This is a genomic window from Hoeflea sp. Naph1, assembly GCF_046837775.1.
Lineage (GTDB): Bacteria > Pseudomonadota > Alphaproteobacteria > Rhizobiales > Rhizobiaceae > Hoeflea.
In genome coordinates this window covers 2,657,317-2,675,363 of sequence record NZ_CP177286.1, presented here as the reverse complement: position 1 = coordinate 2,675,363, position 18,047 = coordinate 2,657,317, and the positions used below count along the sequence as shown (strand labels likewise).

Here is an 18,047-nt window from a genome sequence, read left to right as displayed (position 1 = left end):
GGCTATTCCTTGCACGGCGCAGGTTCATACATGTCGAGCTGCGCCAACTGGCCTTCCAGCACGAAATCGCCGTAGTCCATGGTCAGATCGCGGGTGACGCCATTTTCGTAAAGCTTGAAGGCGATCGAATAGACCGGCAGGCCATCGCCCTCAGCTTGTTCTTCGAAATAGGACATCGACACCGGCCAGAACGCCTCCTTGGCGAACGCGCCGGCCTTCTTGGCTTCCACATCGCCGCTTTCAGGCGCCTGCTTATCGCCCAGCACGGTGGTGGTAATCATCGCCTTGTCGCCCTCATCGGAGCCATCATAGATGCGCGATTCATAAAACCGTTCGCCGTTTTTGGCGTGGTCGATCATCTCGATCATGTGCTCGGTGGGGAAAAGCGCCTCGGGGATGTCGAGCGCCAGCTTGTCGGGCTGTTCGAGCGTCACCGCCAGCCCCTCACCCTTGGCTTCGGCGGCGCCACGGATTTCGCGGTCAAGCTGCTGGTTGACGTAAGAGCGGGTGACAAAGCGGAAGCTGCGGTCGCGGATGTCCTCAAAGGTCGTCGTCTGCTGATCGGTGACGCGCGAATCCTCAGCGGTGGCGATCTCGGTGACAAAGCGAAAACTCACGGTGTAGCCCTCGCAGGCCGAGCCGTTGAACTCATAGACCATACGTCCGACCATGCCGGAGATGCCCGATCGCTCGGACGCATCCTTGAGCGACAGATCATAGACCGCACGGTGGGCGGCAAGCGTCGCCGCCCCGGCCTGAGCAGCAGTGGTGGCGGGCGTCATCGCAAGGGCTGCGAGCGACGCGATAACAAGCAAGCGCATCAGGTTTTCTCCTGTCGAATCCTGTGGCGATGTTATAAGAACAGTGACGGCAAAAGCGAGGCGGAACTTCGTTGATCCGGTGATTCCGGCAGAAAACCCCCGCATGTCCGATCAATAGCCAAATTAGTTAGATGGAGCCCCTTATGACCGACAGCATTCAATCCCGCCTCGACGCCCGCAATATCGTGCTGCCGGAGGCCGCCGCACCGGCCGCCAACTACCTGCCCTATGTGATCAGCGGATCGCTGCTGTTCGTGTCGGGCCAGCTGCCGCTCAAGAACGGCGCCCTGACCGCTACCGGGCTTCTGGGGCGTGATCTTGATGTGGCGACGGCCGAAAAGGCTGCGGAACTGTGCGCGATCAACATTCTGGCCCAGGCCAAGGCCGCACTTGGCGGCGATCTGGAGAGAATCGTCCGGGTCATCAAGCTCGGCGGCTTCGTCGCCTCCGACCCTTCATTTACAGATCAGCACCTGGTGATCAACGGCGCCTCGAACCTGATTGCCGAGATCCTTGGTGACGCAGGCAAGCACGCCCGCGCCGCCGTCGGCACCGCCAGTCTGCCGCTCAATGCGGCGGTCGAGGTCGATGCCATCATCGAGATCCGATAAGAGGCAACCCCATGGAATCCGAGCACACCGACCTTCTCTGGCTGATTTCCCGGCCAATCGCCCACCGTGGCTATCACGACATGAACCAGACCATTTGGGAAAACACCAGAAGCGCCTTTGCGCGGGCGATCGAGGGCGGCTACGCGATCGAATGCGACGTGCATATCGCCACTGACGGCGTGCCGGTGGTGTTTCACGACGACGACCTCGAACGGCTGTGCGGGCTGCCGGGTGACGTGCGGGCGAAGACATCGAAGGAGCTGGCGCAACTCTCCATCGGCGGCACCGCCGACCGGATCCCGTCGCTGCCCGATCTGCTCAAACAGGTGGACGGCCAGGTGCCGCTGGTGATCGAGCTGAAGGCCCGGCCCGGCGACGATGGCGGGCTGGCCGACGCCGTGGTCGAATGCCTTGAGGGCTATGACGGACGCGTAGCGTTGATGAGCTTTGATCACGCCTTGCTGCGCGATCTCAAAGCCGCCGGCGCCACCTGCCCGCTCGGCCTGACTGCCGAAGGGGTTAAACCCGAGACCGCTTTCGTGCATGAAGAGGCGATGCAGATGGGGCTCAACTTCATTTCCTACTGTGTGCATCACCTGCCCAACAGCTTCATCGAGGCGCAACGGGCGCAGGGCGTGCCGATCATCACCTGGACGGTGCGCGACGCCGATGCCGTGGAACTGACCCACAAGTACGCCGACCAGATGACATTTGAAGGGTTTGATCCGGACGAGCTTGAAGACGACTGACCTTGTCAATCTGCCGTCAGTTCATACGTTAAGGCCACCCCGTTGCGGATGCGACGCAAGGGGTGGATCGGAGTCCCATGAGCACTGAAGAGAATGCGCACACGCTTACCACCATCGACGGCATGCATGCGGTCACCGCCGATGAGTGGAGCCGCTTGGGTGGCGCATCAAGAGGTTCTGAAGTTGAATCCGGAATTTCCTATAACCCATTTGTAAGTCACGCTTTTTTATCTTCACTTGAAGAATCAGGTTCGGTGTCGGCAGAGACCGGTTGGCTGCCCCGGCACATTGTGCTGCGCGACCCCGAAGGGGATCTGCAGGGGGCGATGCCAGCCTATATCAAGAGCCATTCAATGGGCGAATACGTGTTCGACCATGCCTGGGCCGACGCCTTTCAGCGCGCTGGCGGACACTATTATCCGAAGCTGCAATACGCGGCACCGTTTACGCCGGCGACCGGGCCGCGGCTGCTGGTGAGGCCGGGCCCGGGTGCGGAAGCCGGGCGCCGGGCTCTTGCTGCGGGCGGGCGATCCCTGTGCACCCAACTGGGGTTGTCGTCGGCGCATGCGACCTTCGTGCCGGAGGCGGAACTGGCGGCTTTCGAGGCCGAGGGCTACCTGCACCGCACCGACCAGCAGTTTCATTTTCACAATGACGGCTATGGCAATTACGATGATTTTCTCGCCACGCTGGCCTCTCGCAAACGCAAGCAGTTGAAGAAGGAACGCCGCAGCGCGCTTGAGGGCGGCATCGAGATCGAGTGGCTCAGTGGCGCCGATCTGAGCGAAAGCGTGTGGGATATCTTTTATGAATTCTACATCGACACCGGCAACCGCAAATGGGGGCGGCCTTATCTGACCCGGCCGTTCTTCTCGCTGATCGGCGAGCGCATGGCCGAAGATGTGCTGCTGATAATGGCCAAGCGTGAAGGTCGCTATATCGCCGGGGCGATCAACTTCATCGGTGGCGATTGTCTCTATGGCCGGCACTGGGGCTGCGTCGAGGATCACCCGTTCCTGCATTTCGAGGTGTGCTACCATCAGGCGATCGATTTCGCCATCGCCAAGGGCCTGAAGCGGGTCGAGGCCGGCGCCCAGGGCGAGCACAAGCTGGCGCGCGGTTATCTGCCGGCCACCACCCATTCCGCCCATTATATCGACCATCCAGGGCTCAGGCGCGCCGTGGCCGACTATCTGGCGCGCGAACGCGAGGACGTGGCCCATATCGGTGCCCTGCTGACCGAGCATGGCCCATTCCGCAAAGGCGGCCCTGAGACAGGCTCAGAAGGCGAATAGAGCCGCGATCCTTCCAGGAACAACACTCAACCCGTTTGCGCCCGCCAAGGCCGCCGACAGCCAGCGTTCGCGCTCCGGGCTGCGGCTTGACCGTTGATACCGGCAGGGTACAAACAAGAACATCAGACCATCAAACAGAGGCCAAGCCGATGACCGCCCCCAGCTATGACAACGCCAACGTTTTTGCGAAAATCCTGCGTGGCGAGATTCCCTCCGAGCGGCTTTACGAGGACGCCCACACGCTGGCGATCATGGACATCATGCCGCGTGGCGAAGGCCATTGCCTGGTGATCCCGAAAGCCGCTGCCCGCAATATCTTCGATGTCGAACCCGACAGCCTAGCCAAAGTGATGGAAACCACGCAAAAGATGGCGCGGGCGGTGATGAAGGCATTCTCCGCCGATGGCGTGACCATCCAGCAGTTCAACGAGAGCGCCGGCGGACAGGTGGTGTTTCATTTACATGTGCATGTCATCCCGCGGTTCGAGGGCGTGGCGCTGAAGCCGCATACCGGGACGATGGAAGACATGGCCGTGCTCAAGGCCAAAGCCGACAAGATCCGCGCAGCACTCGGCTGACCCCAGGCACCGGGAAATGAGGCGCGCGGGCGGCGCTGGCAATATCCCCGCCCACTACACTGCCTTGGTTTTGCAGCATTGTCGGGTCATGAGCAGTGGAACCAAACCTATGCGAGGCCGATATGCAGACCGCCCTGATCCTCATGACCATCCTCGGCTGTGACGACACCGCCACCCAGTGCCACTATGTCGAGATGCTGGATCAGCGTTGGGCCACCATCCAGACCTGTGATGCGGAAGCCGGAAACCGGCTCAAGGATTATTCCAATATCGATTACCCGGTGGTGGTTGCGGTCTGCCAGTCCGCAGACGACACCGGCCTTGCCGAACTCGCCGCTGACGAGGGTGGCGAACCTGCCATCGAGCCCGTTGCCACCATAAACGGCATTCCTTTGCCGCCGGCCGATGTGCCAGCACCGGTGATCGCCATGACGGAACCCGCAACCGGGCCTAATGCCTCTGGTGATGCGACTGAGGCCAACCTTGCTCCGGCAGAACCACATCCCGGCCTCATCGCACGGGTGTTACAGCGGGTTCAGAATGTACTGCCAGAAACGGCACGGGTGAAATCACTGATCGCAGAGCCGGTGCATTTCGTCACCGACAGCTATTCCTGGGTGGCGCAGCGGTTCGATAAATAACGTCTGAAACGACGCATTGTTGTCTCGCTCATCCGGACACAGATTGGCCGCCAATCAGCGAGCGACGCAACCCTTCGCAGTGGCCATGGCCCGGGTCCGAGACATGTCGACAGATCGGCAGTACCGGGCGCTGCCACCGTCATGATCTCTGCGCCATCTGAAAAACCAGATTTTGGCAATGTGTCGAATCAAAAGCACCCCGGCCTTGACCGGGGTGTTTTGGTGATGGCGCGCGTTGTGGCCCAGCTTACTTCTTGCGTGGCACCTTCGGCACAGCGGAAGATGCCCTTTTCGGCGCCGGTTTTTCCGCTACCGCGGCGCCGCCCTTTGCCGCCTTCGGTGCTTCGGGCTCCGGCGATGGCTTGGCACCGCCCTTGCCGCCCGCGCCGCCGCGTGGCTTGGGTGCGGTTTTTGCAGGCGTGGTCTTCGCTTTGACCTTGGCTGGCGCACGCTTCTTGGCAGGAACCTTTTCCTTCTTCGGCTTGACCGGGACTTCAGCCGGGATCGCATCGAGGATCAGTCCGTTGCTGCCATCGGCCTTCTCGCCAACGGTGACCTTGACCGTGCCGCCATGCTTGAGCTTGCCGAACAGAAGCTCGTTGGCGAGCTCCTTCTTGATGTTCTCCTGGATCACCCGGCCCAACGGCCGCGCGCCCATGCGCTCATCATAGCCCTTCTCGGCGAGCCAGCCGATGGCGTCCTCGCCCAGGTCAAAGGTGACATTGCGTTCGGCCAATTGGGCTTCAAGCTGCATGACGAATTTCTGCACCACCATGTGCACCACCTTCACAGGCAGCGGGCCAAAGGCGATGATCGAGTCGAGGCGGTTGCGGAACTCCGGCGTGAACAGCCGGTTGATCGCCTCCATATCGTCGCCCTCGCGCTTGGAAGAACCAAAGCCGATTGCAGCCTTGGCAGCGTCGGAGGCGCCCGCATTTGTGGTCATGATCAGAATGACGTTGCGGAAATCGATCTTCTTGCCATTGTGATCGGTGAGCGAGCCGTGATCCATCACCTGCAACAGGATGTTGAACAGGTCGGGATGAGCTTTTTCGATCTCGTCAAGAAGCAGCACGCAATATGGATGCTGGTCGACGCCATCGGTCAGAAGTCCGCCCTGATCGAAGCCGACATAGCCCGGAGGCGCACCAATCAACCGCGAAACGGTGTGGCGTTCCATGTATTCGGACATGTCGAAGCGCAACAGTTCGACGCCAAGGGAGGCGGCCAACTGTTTGGCAACTTCGGTCTTGCCGACGCCGGTGGGACCGGAGAACAGGTAGGAACCGATCGGCTTGTCGGGCTCGCGCAAGCCTGCACGCGCCAGCCGGATCGCCGCCGTCAGCGCCTCGATTGCGGCGTCCTGGCCATAGACCACGGAGCGCAATTCCTTGTCGAGATTGGCGAGAACGGTCTCGTCGTCCTTCGACACGGTCTTGGCCGGAATCCGGGCCATGGTGGCGATAGTGTGTTCGATCTCGGCGTCGGTCAGCGTTTTCTTGCGGCTCTTTTCAGGCAGCAACATCTGCGCGGCGCCGGTTTCGTCGATCACATCGATCGCCTTGTCAGGCAGCTTGCGGTCGGTGATGTAGCGGGCCGAAAGCTCCACTGCAGCCTTGATCGCCTCGTCGGTATAGGCAACCTTATGATATTCCTCGAAATAAGGTTTCAGCCCCTTGAGGATCTCGATGGTGTCGGGGATCGTCGGCTCGTGGACGTCGATCTTCTGGAAACGGCGAACCAGCGCCCGGTCCTTCTCGAAGAACTGACGGTATTCCTTGTAGGTGGTCGAACCGATACAGCGGATCGCCCCCGACGACAGCGCCGGCTTTAGCAGGTTGGATGCGTCCATGGCGCCGCCGGATGTGGCACCGGCGCCGATCACGGTGTGGATCTCGTCGATGAACAGCACCGCGTCGGGCAGATCCTCAAGTTCCTTGACCACCTGCTTGAGGCGTTCCTCGAAATCGCCGCGATAGCGGGTGCCGGCCAGCAGCGTGCCCATGTCGAGCGAATAGATGACAGCATTGGCAAGCACGTCGGGGACATCGCCCTCGACGATGCGCTTGGCAAGGCCTTCGGCGATGGCGGTCTTGCCGACGCCGGGATCACCCACATAAAGCGGATTGTTCTTGGAGCGGCGGCAGAGGATCTGGATGGTGCGGTTGACCTCCTCGGTGCGCCCGATCAGCGGATCGATGCGACCGGTCTTGGCCTTCTCGTTGAGATTGACGCAATAGGCGGTCAGCGCATCCTGACCCTTCTTCTTGGGTCCTTCCTCGCCCGACACCTCAGGCTTGGCGGAATCGGGCTCCGGCTCCTCGACACCACGGATCGGTCGAGCTTCGGCCGACCCCGGGCGCTTGGCAATGCCATGGGAGATGAAATTGACGGCATCATACCGGGTCATTTCCTGTTCTTGCAGGAAATAGGCCGCGTGGCTTTCGCGTTCGGCAAAGATCGCCACCAGCACATTGGCCCCGGTGACTTCCTCACGGCCCGATGACTGGACATGGATAACCGCACGCTGGATGACGCGCTGAAAGCCGGACGTGGGTTTGGAATCCTCGTCGTAACCGGTGACCAGATTGCTGAGTTCCTTGTCGACGTAGTCGCCAACCGTACGGCGCAACTGGTCAAGGTCAACATTACAGGCCCCCATGACCGCGGCCGCGTCGGGATCTTCGATCAGCGCCAGCAGCAGGTGCTCGAGCGTGGCATATTCATGATGCCGCTCGTTGGCATAGGTCAGCGCCTGATGGATCGCCTTTTCGAGACTGTTTGAAAAGCTGGGCAAGTTCAGATCCTCATTTCTTTTCCATCACGCATTGCAGCGGATGATTATTCATGCGGGCGAAATCCATGACCTGCGTCACTTTGGTTTCAGCCACCTCATAGGTGAATACCCCGCACTCGCCGACCCCGTGATTGTGGACATGCAGCATGATCCGCGTCGCCTGATCGCGGTCTTTCTGGAAAAATCTTTCAAGCACATGAATCACGAACTCCATCGGGGTGTAGTCGTCATTAAGCAGCAGTACCCGGTAAAGAGACGGCTTCTTCACCTGTGGTTTGGTTCGGGTGATCACGGAAGTCCCTCTGTCTGGGCCTCCGTTTCCGGTTTTTTTGTCCGCCTGCAAGCGTATCCGGTTCAAGCTGTCGTTCACTCTGGCCATTTCCTGTCATTTGCAACCGGCGCCGCGCTCGTGCGAAGCACCGTACTGTTGCCCTAACTTAGTCTTTCCTGCGGCGATTTTAAGCCCCCTTGGCTTGTGAAGAAAGAGATTTCCCGCCTGAGGGCCAAACACAAAAAACCCGACCGCATAAAAATGCGCCCGGGTTTTTTTTCAATCCGCGTCAATTTGCGCAACCGCCGTGACCGGCGGGAGGCCAATTGAGATTAAGCAGTTGCCTTAGCGGCAGCGGCTTCGAACGGCTTGTAAGCGTCCTTGGCCAGATCAGCATAGAGTTCGCTCATCTTGGTAGCCTGGGCAACAAACGTCTCGTATGCATTCTTGGCGAAGTCGGTCTGAATTTCGATCGCCTTGTCGAGGCTCTTGGCCGAAACCAGCTTTTCGACAGCGGCGGAGCTGTCTTCATAGGACTTCTTGGAATATTCGGTTGCTTCAGCAGCGATCTGCTGGAAACCCTTGGTCATTGCCGAAACGGTGGTCAGCATGCTGTCCATTGCTTCTTTATTCATCTTGGATGTGCTGTCAAAGTTGATCATGGGGACGGCTCCTGTCGTTAGGGAAGAATATGACCTCTATTTAGGTGCACCGCACAAGATTGTCAAGAATATTGTGCAGCGCACCAATCGCGACAAAGCCAGGGTTTGCTCGACCGCGGGCGGCTCCGTTCCAGTTTCGGACGCAATTCCGGAAACGAACTATTCATCATAAACGGATTGGTAAGGACGAATGTCTAAGATCGGTCGTAATGACTGATCAAGGAGGGCGTCAGTCAGAAACCCCTCCCACCAGCCTGTTCAAGAGCGAGTTATCGTGTACCAGCGTAAATTCAAACTGATCGCCCAGCTTTTCGCCCTCCCCGGCCTCGCCCTCAAGCTCGCGGTTGTTGCCGGGCTGGCGATGGCCATGGTCGTCACGCCATCGTCCGCCAATTCCAAATATGCGGGTATTGTGGTTGATGCCAAAACGGGCAAAACGCTCTATTCCAATGATGCCGACGAGCCGCGCTATCCCGCGTCGCTGACCAAGATGATGACCTTGTACATGACATTTGAGGCACTCAGTCAGGGCAAGATCAAGCTCAATTCGCGGGTCACGTTCTCGGCCAACGCCGCCAAGGAACCGCCGACCAAGATCGGTGTCGGCGCCGGCAAGTCGATTACCGTCGAACAGGTAATCTATTCGCTTGTGACCAAATCCGCCAATGACGCAGCGACCGCGATGGCCGAACATCTGGGCGGATCGGAATCCAAATTCGCGCAGATGATGACAGCCAAGGCGCACGCGCTCGGCATGAGCCGCACCACCTTTCGCAACGCCCATGGGCTTCCCAATTCGAAACAGGTGACGACCGCTCGCGACATGGCAACGCTGGGGATCGCACTGCGCGAGCATTTTCCGCGCCAGTATAAATACTTCTCGACCCGGTCATTCAAGTTCGGCAAGACACGGTACTCCAACCACAACCGGTTGCTGGGCGTTGTCCGCGGTGTTGATGGCATCAAGACCGGCTACACCCGTGCATCGGGTTTCAACCTGGTGACATCGGTGGTGGACCGCGACCGCTCGATCGTCGCAGTGGTCATGGGCGGGCGCACCGGCGCCAGCCGCAACGCGCAGATGAAAGACCTGATTGCACGTTACCTGCCCAAGGCTTCGACGCGCGGCAAGGGCAACCTTGTCGCCCGCGGCGCGGCGTCGGTAACCGCAGTAACAGTGGCTGAACTCGATCTTCCGAAGGTTGGACCAGTGCCGCCTGCCCGTCATAACGCCAGCCAGCGTCTGGCACTGGCCTATGCTGCACCGAGCCCGTCGCCGGTCGTCGGCCGCGCGGCACTGATCGAATCACTGTCTGCCCAGAAGGTCGCAATTCCGACACCGGCGCCGGCCGTCATCCCGCCGGCTACCATCCCGCAGACGGCATCCGCCGCCGACAGCCAGACGGTTGACCCGGTGACAACCGCATCAACCAAAGCGATGGACGGTTGGATGATCCAGATCGGCGCCACGCCGGACCGCGATGCCGCGATCGAACTGTTGACACGGGCTCAGGGCGCAGGCGGCAAGGCCTTGTCGGGCACCGAACCTTTCACCATGGCATTCGCCAAGAACAACGAACAACTGTACCGCGCCAGGTTTGGCGGATTCGACGGCCAGAGCGCCGCCACCAGAGCCTGCAAGGCATTGGAGAAAAAGGGGTTTGCCTGCTGGGCAACCGCCAACTGATACCGTAGCGCTTGTTTAGCGCTGCGGCCGGACATTCACCATCCGGGACTATCCACGTTTTTGTACTGCGTATTCGGGGAAATCAGTCATGTCGACTCAAGAGAACAGCTTTGGCCTCATTAATCCGGCCCGCAAGAAACGTGGAGCCGCCCGCATCGGGATGCATCCGCTTCATGAGGCGGCGATGCGCCTCGCGGATCTCGGCTTCGTCCGCCCCCGGAGCAAGACCAAGGATCTCGTAGGCCTCCTTCTGTGTCATGGCGCCCGGGCCTGGCGCAGCGCCCAGCCCCGCGCCTTCATCCATGTCCGGGCCGGCACGCCAGTCGGGCGTTCGGCGGTCAAGATACGCTTCGAGTAGACCCAGGCTTTCGGGGTCACCTACCAACTCACCATGCAACAGCATGAGGTCGGATTCGTCTAACGCGTCGAGTTCCTGCCCCTCAAAGCTGCCGGCAAGCACCAGGCCGTTCATCTCGCCGGTATCGAGATCGAGTTCCATCTCGAGCGCGGCTGAACGGACATAGGATTGGCCGCCGGGTTGGCGGGTGGCGCGCGACGCGCCGCGGGCACGGGCAAACATTGCCAGCGAAAAGGCAATCAGCGGAATTCCCAGACCACCGCGACCAATCAGCGTCATGGTGACGCCGAAGCCCGCAAGGGCCACCGGCAGGGCATAGCGCAAGATCCGCGCCAGCGCCGCCGGGTTGACGCTCAGCAGAGCGCCAGTCACCGCGACGAGGATCAGCGCCCCGCCGAACAAAACCGCAATCGGACTCATTTGCCACGCCCACCCTGGTCCTTGGCGGGCCGCATCTGCTCAAGCAACAACCGCGCTGCCGAGCCCCCTGATTTTTCCAGTGCCTGATGTCCGCCAGTGGCATAGGCGGCCACAGCGCGCAGCAATGCCGCCAGTTCGGCGGCGGCGTTCTGATCAAACCGCGCATAGGCGCCGTTGGTGACCCTCGCAATTTCCTTGAAGCCTGTCGCAGCAGCCGGATCATTGCCTTCATGAAACATGAAGCACGGCACCTTGCGCAGCGCCAGTTCGCCGGCCAGCGTGGCGAGATGATCGATATTCTCCTCCATCGCGTCACCGATATAGACCAGAGCATTGACCGGTTTGACACGCGCTTCGTCGGCGACATGGCGCAGAACCCGGCCGATCTGGGTCTGGCCACCACGGCAATCGATCCGGCTCATCAGATCAGCCAGTTGCCTGGTGTCAGTAACCCAGCGCGAGGCACGACATTCGCCAAGACCGCGAAAATAGACGAGCTGCACGGAAAGACCGCCGGTTTTGGAGACCGCGTCGAACATCTCGGCCTGGAAGCTGCAGGCCTTGTCCCAGGTCGGTTGCCGGCTCATCGTCGCATCGAGCGCAAAGGCCAACCGACCGGTTCCGCCGGCACCGGGCACCATGGCCCTGGCCGCGGAGAGAAACTTGGCGATCTCCGATTTCGACGAAGCCGGCGCGGTGTCGGGCATGCCGGTCTTCGGCGCAGAGACTGCCTTGTCTGATCCGGTATTGTCTTTCGCCATGGCCTCTTGTTTCTGTTGCTATGCAGATAATGTTTTACCAATGTGGCGCTTTACGCAACAAACACAAGGGTCTGGGAGCGGCCCGGCTATCCGCTCCGCTACAGCAGACCGAGCCCGGCCAGTTCGCGCCGCATTTCGGGCGGCAGGTCGTCGCCGTCCGCGTCCAGCGTACCGAAATCCCTGGGCGCATCTTCGGGGACAAGGTAACGCCAGCCCTGGAACGGCCGCCGGGGCGCCCATACAGTCTCGTGCAGCACTGGTTCAAGGATCAGATTGCAGCGCGAAATGCTTTCGCCGTCAACAAACCGGCGGATATCGAGCAACCGCTGGCGTACCTGGATATTGCCCTTGATCACCCAATACAAGGAACCGCCATCGAGCAGTTCCTCAGCCCGTTTGGGGGCCATTCGGGTGGTATGATACTGCTCCGGTGGCTTGCCTGCCGCCTTTTGCGCAGCCAGACGCTGAGCGATCCAGGTTCTGAGGTCGTCAACACTTTCAGCGCCGACACATAATTTGAGCAAATGAAGAGCCATGCGCTCATATTTCGGCCCCGGCGCAGCCGGGGTCAAGCCGCAAGCGTCTCAAAGCGGTTCCCGTCCACAGGCTCGGTGCGCGTTTCCCTCAGCACTCGACCACATTGACCGCGAGACCGCCGGTGGAGGTCTCCTTGTAGCGCTCGTTCATGTCGAGACCGGTCTGGCGCATGGTCTCGATACAGGCGTCGAGCGGCACGAAATGCTGACCATCGCCCTTCATTGCCAGAGAGGCTGCGGTAACAGCCTTGACCGCACCCAGCGCATTGCGCTCGATGCAGGGCACCTGAACCAGTCCACCGACCGGATCGCAGGTCATGCCGAGATGATGCTCGAGCGCGATTTCAGCTGCGTTTTCGATCTGCTCCGGCGTGCCGCCCATGACGGCCGCGAGACCGGCGGCCGACATCGCCGCAGCCGAGCCGACCTCGCCCTGGCAGCCGACTTCGGCGCCGGAAATCGAGGCGTTGCTCTTGATGATGCCGCCGATGGCCGCGGCGGTCAGCAGGTAATCGCGCACCGCGGTCTGGTCGGCGCCGTCGTGAAACTGCAGCATGTAGCGAATGGTGGCCGGAATCACGCCGGCAGCGCCATTAGTGGGTGCCGTGACCACCCGACCGCCCACGGCATTCTCCTCGTTGACGGCCATGGCGTAGACACTGAGCCAGTCATTGGCGAGCAAGGGATTGCGGCGGTTCTGGCGCCATTCCTCCTGGAGCTTGTCAAACAGCACCCGCGCGCGGCGGCGCACTTTCAAACCGCCCGGCATGATGCCCTCGCCGGCCAGGCCACGGTCGATGCAGCCGCTCATCGCGCCCCACAGTCGGTCGAGCCCGGCGTCGAGCTCTTCGCGCGACATGTGGCTTTCTTCATTGGCGCGTTTCATCTGGGCGATCGACAGGCCGGAGCGCGCCGCCATTTCCAGCATCTGCTTGGCGTTGGCGAAGGGATGGGGCACGCTCTTGTCGACCGCTGCCTTCTTGGTGGCCTTGAGTGCTTCAAGTTCGGTATCGGTCACCACAAAGCCACCACCGACCGAATAATAGATCCGTCTGAGCAGCATCGCGCCATCACGGTCAAAGGCGTTGAAGGCCATGCCGTTGGCGTGGCCGGGCAAGGGTTTGGTCTTGTCGAACACGAGGTCTGTCTTGGGATCGAACTGGTATTGGGGGTGGCCGGGTGGCGAAATTTTCCGCGTGCGCTCGACCTCGGCAATGATGGCGTCCATCTCGTCGGGATTGACCGTCTCCGGCAATTGTCCGGTCAGTCCCAGCACCACCGCCCGGCCGGTGCCGTGGCCAATGCCGGTGAAAGCCAGCGAGCCATGCAGGCTTGCGGTGATTGCCTTAACCTGGGCGCCCGCCGGCCGGGGCCAGTCGTTACCAGCCAATTCATCGAGGAAGCGCACGGCCGCCGACATAGGCCCCATCGTGTGCGAACTCGAAGGTCCGACACCGATCTTGAAAACATCGAAAACTGACAGAAACATCGGATGGTAGCCTCCCCGCTGAACATTCACTCTACATGAGCACCGCGCGCTCGCGCGTCAATCACGCCGACAGCAAATGCCGTTCTGGCGACACTTTGTCCAACCGGTCAAAAATTTCCTGAAGGCAAAGAAAAAGCAGCGCTGACACCCTTGGGGTCATGCGCTGCCTTGTCTGTACAACCTGTCGCTCAGATGCCGCCGAAAAGGTAGGCCAGTGCGAGAATTCCTGAAAACCCGATCACTGCGCGGGCGGTGATGCCCCAGCAGGATTTATGTGCGATCTCTTCCATGGTGACTCCGGTTGAGCTCTTTAATTCCAGCCGCGACATCCGTTAGGATTCGCTCAGCGCAGAGCCGGGTGTTTAACGTTTCAGTCATCTTTTCGCAACTGCAAAAAAGGCGATTCCAAGGCCAAGATTTCATAGCAGCCACCCGGTCTGCACATGGCTTGACGACAAATCAAGGACTTGCCGGATAACCTTGCGAATCTGTCCCGATCCGGGACACACAGTTAACCACAAAGGTAAACGCATGGTTAATCCCAGCGTTTACCAATCCCCCTTTGCCAAGCCCCCGCCGACATGTCAAAAGCAAGCCATGACAGACTATGATTATCTCGCGCTTGCATGGTTTGCCGTGGCCTGGACGGCCTACGCAGCGCTGACCGACGGCCGCTTCGCGGTCAAACGCGTGAGCCTGACCAGAGCCATGAACCAGCACCGCAAGACGTGGATGCGGACTGCGGCGCATCGCGACCTTCGCATGATCGACACCGCGATCCTGGCCGGACTGCAGAACGGCACCGCGTTTTTTGCCTCGACGACGATTTTCGCCATTGGTGGCTGCTTCGCGCTGCTGGGCGCCACCGAGCAGGTTCTCGAGGTGGCCGACGAACTGCCGATACCGCTTGTGGCCGACCGTGGCGCCTTCGAGATCAAGGTGTTCGGGCTGATCGCGATCTTCGCCTATGCGTTTTTCAAATATGGATGGTCGTACCGGCTGTTCAACTACACCTCGATCCTGTTCGGCGCGATTCCGATGAAGGACGAACTGGCCGACGACCACACGGCGCTCAATGCCGCGGCAGACCGCGCAGCAATCGTCAACACTCTGGCCGGACGGCATTTCAACGGCGGGCTCAGGGCGACATTCATGTCGATGGGCTATCTGGGCTGGTTTGCGGGGCCGTGGATGTTTCTGGGCACGACCACGCTGGTCATTCTGGTGCTGCTGAGACGACAATTCTTTTCCGCCGCACGCAGCGCCGTGCTTGAGGAGACCATCGATCGTGACATCTGATCCTTCACACCGGCCGGACGCGTTGCGTGCCGCCATTCTCGCCCTGCTTGGCAAACTGGCGCCGGGCAAGAGCATCAGCCCCTCGGATGCCGCCCGCGCGCTTGCCGGCAGCGACGAAAAGCAGTGGAGCCGGTTGATGAAGCCGCTGCGGGCCGTGTCGGTGGAGATGGCCAAGGCCGGAGAGATCGAGATCCTGCGCAAGGGCAAGCCCACGGATCCCGACAATTTTCGCGGCGTCTACCGGCTTGCTCTGCCCCAAAAGAGCACCCCGCCAGCACCATGAGCTCGGCACAGGCGCTGCGCACGCCGACGCGCACCGATCTCGGGCTGATGATTTTTACCGCGCTGATCTGGGGCTCGGCGTTTGTAGCGATCCGCATTGCCGTGCCGGAAACCGGGCCGCTGTGGCTGGCGGCTATCCGGGTCAGCCTCGGGTTTGCGGTGCTGGCGCCCTATGCGATCTGGCGCGGGTTGATGTTTCCGAAATCTGCCAACCAATGGGCGTTGATCACAGGCATGGCGGTGCTGAACATGGTGGTGCCGTTCTTCCTGATTGCCTGGGCCGGCAAATCGACCGATGCCGGGGTACTGGCGCTGTTGATGGGCACCGGGCCATTTCTGGCATTGCTGGGCAGCCATTTTCTCACCGATGACGACCGCATGACCGGGCGCAAGCTGGTGTCAGTCATCCTCGGCTTTGCCGGGATCCTGGTGCTGGTCGGCCCGAGTGCGGTGGCCGGGCTCGGCGACGGTTCGCTGCAGGCCAAGCTGGCAGCGCTCGGCGGATCACTTTGTTATGTTGTGGCCGGCCTGCTGATCCGGAAAATCGACATGCCGCCGGTCAGGCTGGCCTGCCTGGCGCTCGGTCTGGGGACCATGATGCTGATCCCGATCGCCTTGATGGCGGAAGGCGCGCCGCCGACGGATCTGAGTTCCGAATCCATCGCGGCTTTGCTGTTCCTCGGCATTTTTCCCACCGGCATCGCCTATATCCTGCGGTTTCATCTGATCCGGGCTATCGGTTATTCGCGGTTTTCGCTGTCGATCAATTTCGTGCCGGTGTTCGGCGTGGCTCTGGGGGTGATCATCCTTGGCGAGAAGCTTTCACTCAGCCTTGTGATTGCGGTCTGCCTCGTGCTCAGCGGCCTCTTGGTGGCCAGGGGCGGCACCGCTCAGTTGCGGTCCCATTCCGGAGCGAAAGCATAGTCGCAAAACCGGCGGCCGGCTGAACCCAGCGCCGAGATCGCCGCCATTTCGGCGTCGGAAAGCGCAAAATCGAACAGAACGATGTTTTCGGACAGCCGCGCCGGATTGGCGGTTCGCGGGATGGCGGCCACGCCGGGCTGTTGAATGTGCCAGCGCAGGATGATCTGACCGGGCGTCTTGCCGTGGGTGCGGGCTGCATCGGTGATTGCCGGCGAAGACAGCGTCTCGCCGCGGCCGAGAGGACTATGCGACACGAACGCTATGTCGTGTTTGCGCATGGTGGCCAGAAGCGCGCTTTGATTTAGTTGGGGGTGATATTCGGCCTGATTGCAGACCAGCGGTGCCGCCGACAGTGCCACCGCCTGTTCAAGCAGCGGCCGGGTGAAGTTGGACACCCCGATATGGCGTGTGAGACCGCGTTCGCGCACCCGGTTGAGTGCGCCGATTGACTCGGCCAGCGGAACCTCCGGGTTGGGCCAGTGGATCAACAGAAGATCGACATGATCGAGCCCCAGGCGCTTGAGGCTGGCCTCTGCGGAAGCTTCGAGCGCGCGGGCGCCAATCTCGGTGTACCAGACCTTGGTGGTCAGAAAAATATCGTCACGCGGCGTTGCCGACGCCCGCAGCCCCTCGCCGACGGCGGCTTCATTGTCATACAGGGCGGCGGTATCGATATGCCGATAGCCGACGTCGAGCGCATGGGCCACAAGATCGCGGCACTGATCGCCCTTGAGCGTATAGGTGCCAAGCCCGATGGCGGGAAATTCCGCGCCGCCCGCCTTTACCAGATGCATCGTGGCCTCCTTTTGCTAATCTCTTGGCGCGAGTCGGCATCAGCGCCTTCCGCACCGGGAGACCCTAGCTTGACAGACAGCACTGACAAGGCCCTGCCCGCAGGCAAACCGAGATTCCGCGTCGACGGGCTCGATCTGTTCAGAGGGCTGGCGCTGTTTGCCATGGCTTCCTACCATTTTGCCTGGGATCTGGAACTGTTCGGCTACCTCGATCCCGGCACGGCCAACCATGGCTGGCTGAAAATCTATGCCCGCTCGATCGCGGCGTCGTTTCTGTTTGTGGCTGGTGTCAGTCTGGCGCTGGCGCATGCCGCAGGGCTCAAGCCGAGAGCCTACATCAAGCGGCTTGTCACCATTGTCGCGGCGGCGGCGCTGATCACCATCGCCACGATATTCGCCACGCCCGACGCCTTCATCTTTTTCGGCATCCTGCATGCGATCGCCGCAGCAAGCGTGATCGGGCTCTTGTTTCTGCGGCTGCCGGGGCTGGTGGCGCTGCTGGCGGGCGTGGCCTGCCTGGTGCTGCCGCGGTTTTATGGCAACGAGGTGTTCAACACGATCTGGCTCTACTGGGTCGGGCTGTCGACAGTTCCACCGCGGGCAAACGACTATGTCCCGCTGCTGCCTTGGCTCGGGCCTTTCCTGATCGGGCTGGGCTGCGCGCAACTGGCGCTCCGCTACGGGCTGGCGGCACGGCTTGCTGAATACAGGGCTGGGGATAACTTGCTGACACGGGTGTTGCGGCTGTGCAGCCGTCACAGTCTGGCCTTTTATCTGTTGCATCAACCGGTGCTGCTGGCTCTGCTATGGAGTTTCGCGCAGGTCGCACCGGCTCAGGCGCCCGATCCGCTGCCCCGCTTCGTTTCGGAATGCGAAGCGAACTGCATGCGCGACAACGACGCGGAGTTTTGTACCAAATTCTGCGGCTGCGTGACCGATGAACTGCTTTCCAAGGGTTTGTTCAACGGGTTTGTGGCTGGCACGATCACCGCGGACTCCGACAGCCGGGTCAACGTCATTGCCGAGCAATGCACGGCAAAGGCGCTGCCATGAGAACCGAGATTTGCAACGA

19 protein-coding genes are annotated in these 18,047 nt (G+C 60.9%); 10 read left to right on the top strand and 9 right to left on the bottom strand.

Going from position 1 to position 18,047, the window contains the following annotated elements; translation table 11 throughout:
• Positions 1–2 precede the first annotated feature (2 nt).
• Entirely contained in the window at positions 3–821 is an 819-nt protein-coding gene (locus tag ACK6D9_RS12785) for a cell envelope integrity EipB family protein (RefSeq protein WP_412048796.1), read from the bottom strand.
• Positions 822–964: 143 nt separating this feature from the next.
• Here ACK6D9_RS12785 and ACK6D9_RS12780 point away from each other — a divergent pair, with 143 nt between their 5' ends.
• The 5 genes from ACK6D9_RS12780 (at position 965) to ACK6D9_RS12760 (ending at position 4,695) form a co-directional block, all read left to right on the top strand.
• The gene (locus tag ACK6D9_RS12780) at positions 965–1,432 is read left to right on the top strand and encodes a RidA family protein (RefSeq protein ID WP_412048795.1); all 468 of its coding nucleotides are present in this window, start codon (positions 965–967) and stop codon (positions 1,430–1,432) included.
• A gap of 11 nt (positions 1,433–1,443) precedes the next feature.
• Positions 1,444–2,181 carry a glycerophosphodiester phosphodiesterase gene (locus tag ACK6D9_RS12775; RefSeq protein ID WP_412048794.1) on the top strand — a complete coding sequence of 246 codons (738 nt, stop codon included), beginning with the start codon at positions 1,444–1,446 and terminating at the stop codon, positions 2,179–2,181.
• Between the two features lie 122 nt (positions 2,182–2,303).
• Positions 2,304–3,476, top strand: a complete 1,173-nt coding sequence (locus tag ACK6D9_RS12770; protein WP_412051806.1) for a GNAT family N-acetyltransferase — start codon at positions 2,304–2,306, stop codon at positions 3,474–3,476.
• Positions 3,477–3,625: 149 nt separating this feature from the next.
• Complete coding sequence (locus tag ACK6D9_RS12765) at positions 3,626–4,054, top strand: HIT family protein (RefSeq protein ID WP_412048793.1); 429 nt, start codon at positions 3,626–3,628, stop codon at positions 4,052–4,054.
• Positions 4,055–4,149: 95 nt separating this feature from the next.
• Positions 4,150–4,695, top strand: a complete 546-nt coding sequence (locus ACK6D9_RS12760) for a hypothetical protein (RefSeq protein ID WP_412048792.1) — start codon at positions 4,150–4,152, stop codon at positions 4,693–4,695.
• Positions 4,696–4,942: 247 nt separating this feature from the next.
• Here the strand turns inward: ACK6D9_RS12760 and clpA are convergent, their stop codons facing one another.
• The 3 genes from clpA to ACK6D9_RS12745 form a co-directional block, all read right to left on the bottom strand.
• Positions 4,943–7,492, bottom strand: coding sequence for an ATP-dependent Clp protease ATP-binding subunit ClpA (gene clpA, locus ACK6D9_RS12755; protein ID WP_412048791.1), 2,550 nt, complete (start codon positions 7,490–7,492; stop codon positions 4,943–4,945).
• A gap of 10 nt (positions 7,493–7,502) precedes the next feature.
• Positions 7,503–7,871 (bottom strand): ATP-dependent Clp protease adapter ClpS, encoded by a 369-nt coding sequence (gene clpS, locus ACK6D9_RS12750; RefSeq protein WP_322990977.1) that lies wholly within the window; start codon positions 7,869–7,871, stop codon positions 7,503–7,505.
• Between the two features lie 224 nt (positions 7,872–8,095).
• On the bottom strand, positions 8,096–8,425 hold the full coding sequence (locus tag ACK6D9_RS12745; protein ID WP_322990976.1) for a phasin family protein: 330 nt from the start codon (positions 8,423–8,425) through the stop codon (positions 8,096–8,098).
• Between the two features lie 361 nt (positions 8,426–8,786).
• Between ACK6D9_RS12745 and ACK6D9_RS12740 the strand changes: the two genes are divergently transcribed.
• On the top strand, positions 8,787–10,112 hold the full coding sequence (locus ACK6D9_RS12740; RefSeq protein WP_412051805.1) for a serine hydrolase: 1,326 nt from the start codon (positions 8,787–8,789) through the stop codon (positions 10,110–10,112).
• An 82-nt stretch (positions 10,113–10,194) separates the two neighbouring features.
• On the opposite strand, the gene ACK6D9_RS12735 is transcribed toward ACK6D9_RS12740, so the two are convergent.
• The 4 genes from ACK6D9_RS12735 to ACK6D9_RS12720 form a co-directional block, all read right to left on the bottom strand.
• A complete protein-coding gene (locus tag ACK6D9_RS12735) occupies positions 10,195–10,890 on the bottom strand; it encodes a DnaJ domain-containing protein (RefSeq protein ID WP_412048790.1) in 696 nt (231 codons plus the stop codon).
• A complete protein-coding gene (locus ACK6D9_RS12730; protein WP_412048789.1) occupies positions 10,887–11,651 on the bottom strand; it encodes a VWA domain-containing protein in 765 nt (254 codons plus the stop codon). Before ACK6D9_RS12730 ends, ACK6D9_RS12735 begins: the two co-directional genes overlap by 4 nt.
• A 98-nt stretch (positions 11,652–11,749) precedes the next feature.
• Positions 11,750–12,187 (bottom strand): DUF1489 family protein, encoded by a 438-nt coding sequence (locus ACK6D9_RS12725; RefSeq protein WP_412048788.1) that lies wholly within the window; start codon positions 12,185–12,187, stop codon positions 11,750–11,752.
• A gap of 88 nt (positions 12,188–12,275) precedes the next feature.
• The gene (locus ACK6D9_RS12720; protein ID WP_412048787.1) at positions 12,276–13,676 is read right to left on the bottom strand and encodes an L-serine ammonia-lyase; all 1,401 of its coding nucleotides are present in this window, start codon (positions 13,674–13,676) and stop codon (positions 12,276–12,278) included.
• A gap of 597 nt (positions 13,677–14,273) precedes the next feature.
• Here ACK6D9_RS12720 and ACK6D9_RS12715 point away from each other — a divergent pair.
• The 3 genes from ACK6D9_RS12715 to ACK6D9_RS12705 are packed head-to-tail and all read left to right on the top strand — an operon-like array spanning position 14,274 to position 16,181.
• The gene (locus tag ACK6D9_RS12715; protein WP_322989907.1) at positions 14,274–14,975 is read left to right on the top strand and encodes a DUF599 domain-containing protein; all 702 of its coding nucleotides are present in this window, start codon (positions 14,274–14,276) and stop codon (positions 14,973–14,975) included.
• Positions 14,965–15,258, top strand: a complete 294-nt coding sequence (locus tag ACK6D9_RS12710) for a DUF3253 domain-containing protein (protein WP_412048786.1) — start codon at positions 14,965–14,967, stop codon at positions 15,256–15,258. The genes ACK6D9_RS12715 and ACK6D9_RS12710 overlap by 11 nt, the downstream gene beginning before the upstream one ends.
• A complete protein-coding gene (locus ACK6D9_RS12705) occupies positions 15,255–16,181 on the top strand; it encodes a DMT family transporter (protein ID WP_322989909.1) in 927 nt (308 codons plus the stop codon). Before ACK6D9_RS12710 ends, ACK6D9_RS12705 begins: the two co-directional genes overlap by 4 nt.
• On the opposite strand, the gene ACK6D9_RS12700 is transcribed toward ACK6D9_RS12705, so the two are convergent.
• Positions 16,148–16,975: an aldo/keto reductase gene (locus ACK6D9_RS12700; protein WP_412048785.1), complete on the bottom strand. Its 828-nt coding sequence runs from the start codon at positions 16,973–16,975 to the stop codon at positions 16,148–16,150. The two genes, ACK6D9_RS12705 and ACK6D9_RS12700, sit on opposite strands and share 34 nt — an antisense overlap.
• A gap of 69 nt (positions 16,976–17,044) precedes the next feature.
• Between ACK6D9_RS12700 and ACK6D9_RS12695 the strand changes: the two genes are divergently transcribed.
• The gene (locus ACK6D9_RS12695) at positions 17,045–18,028 is read left to right on the top strand and encodes a DUF1624 domain-containing protein (protein ID WP_412048784.1); all 984 of its coding nucleotides are present in this window, start codon (positions 17,045–17,047) and stop codon (positions 18,026–18,028) included.
• Positions 18,029–18,047 lie beyond the last annotated feature (19 nt).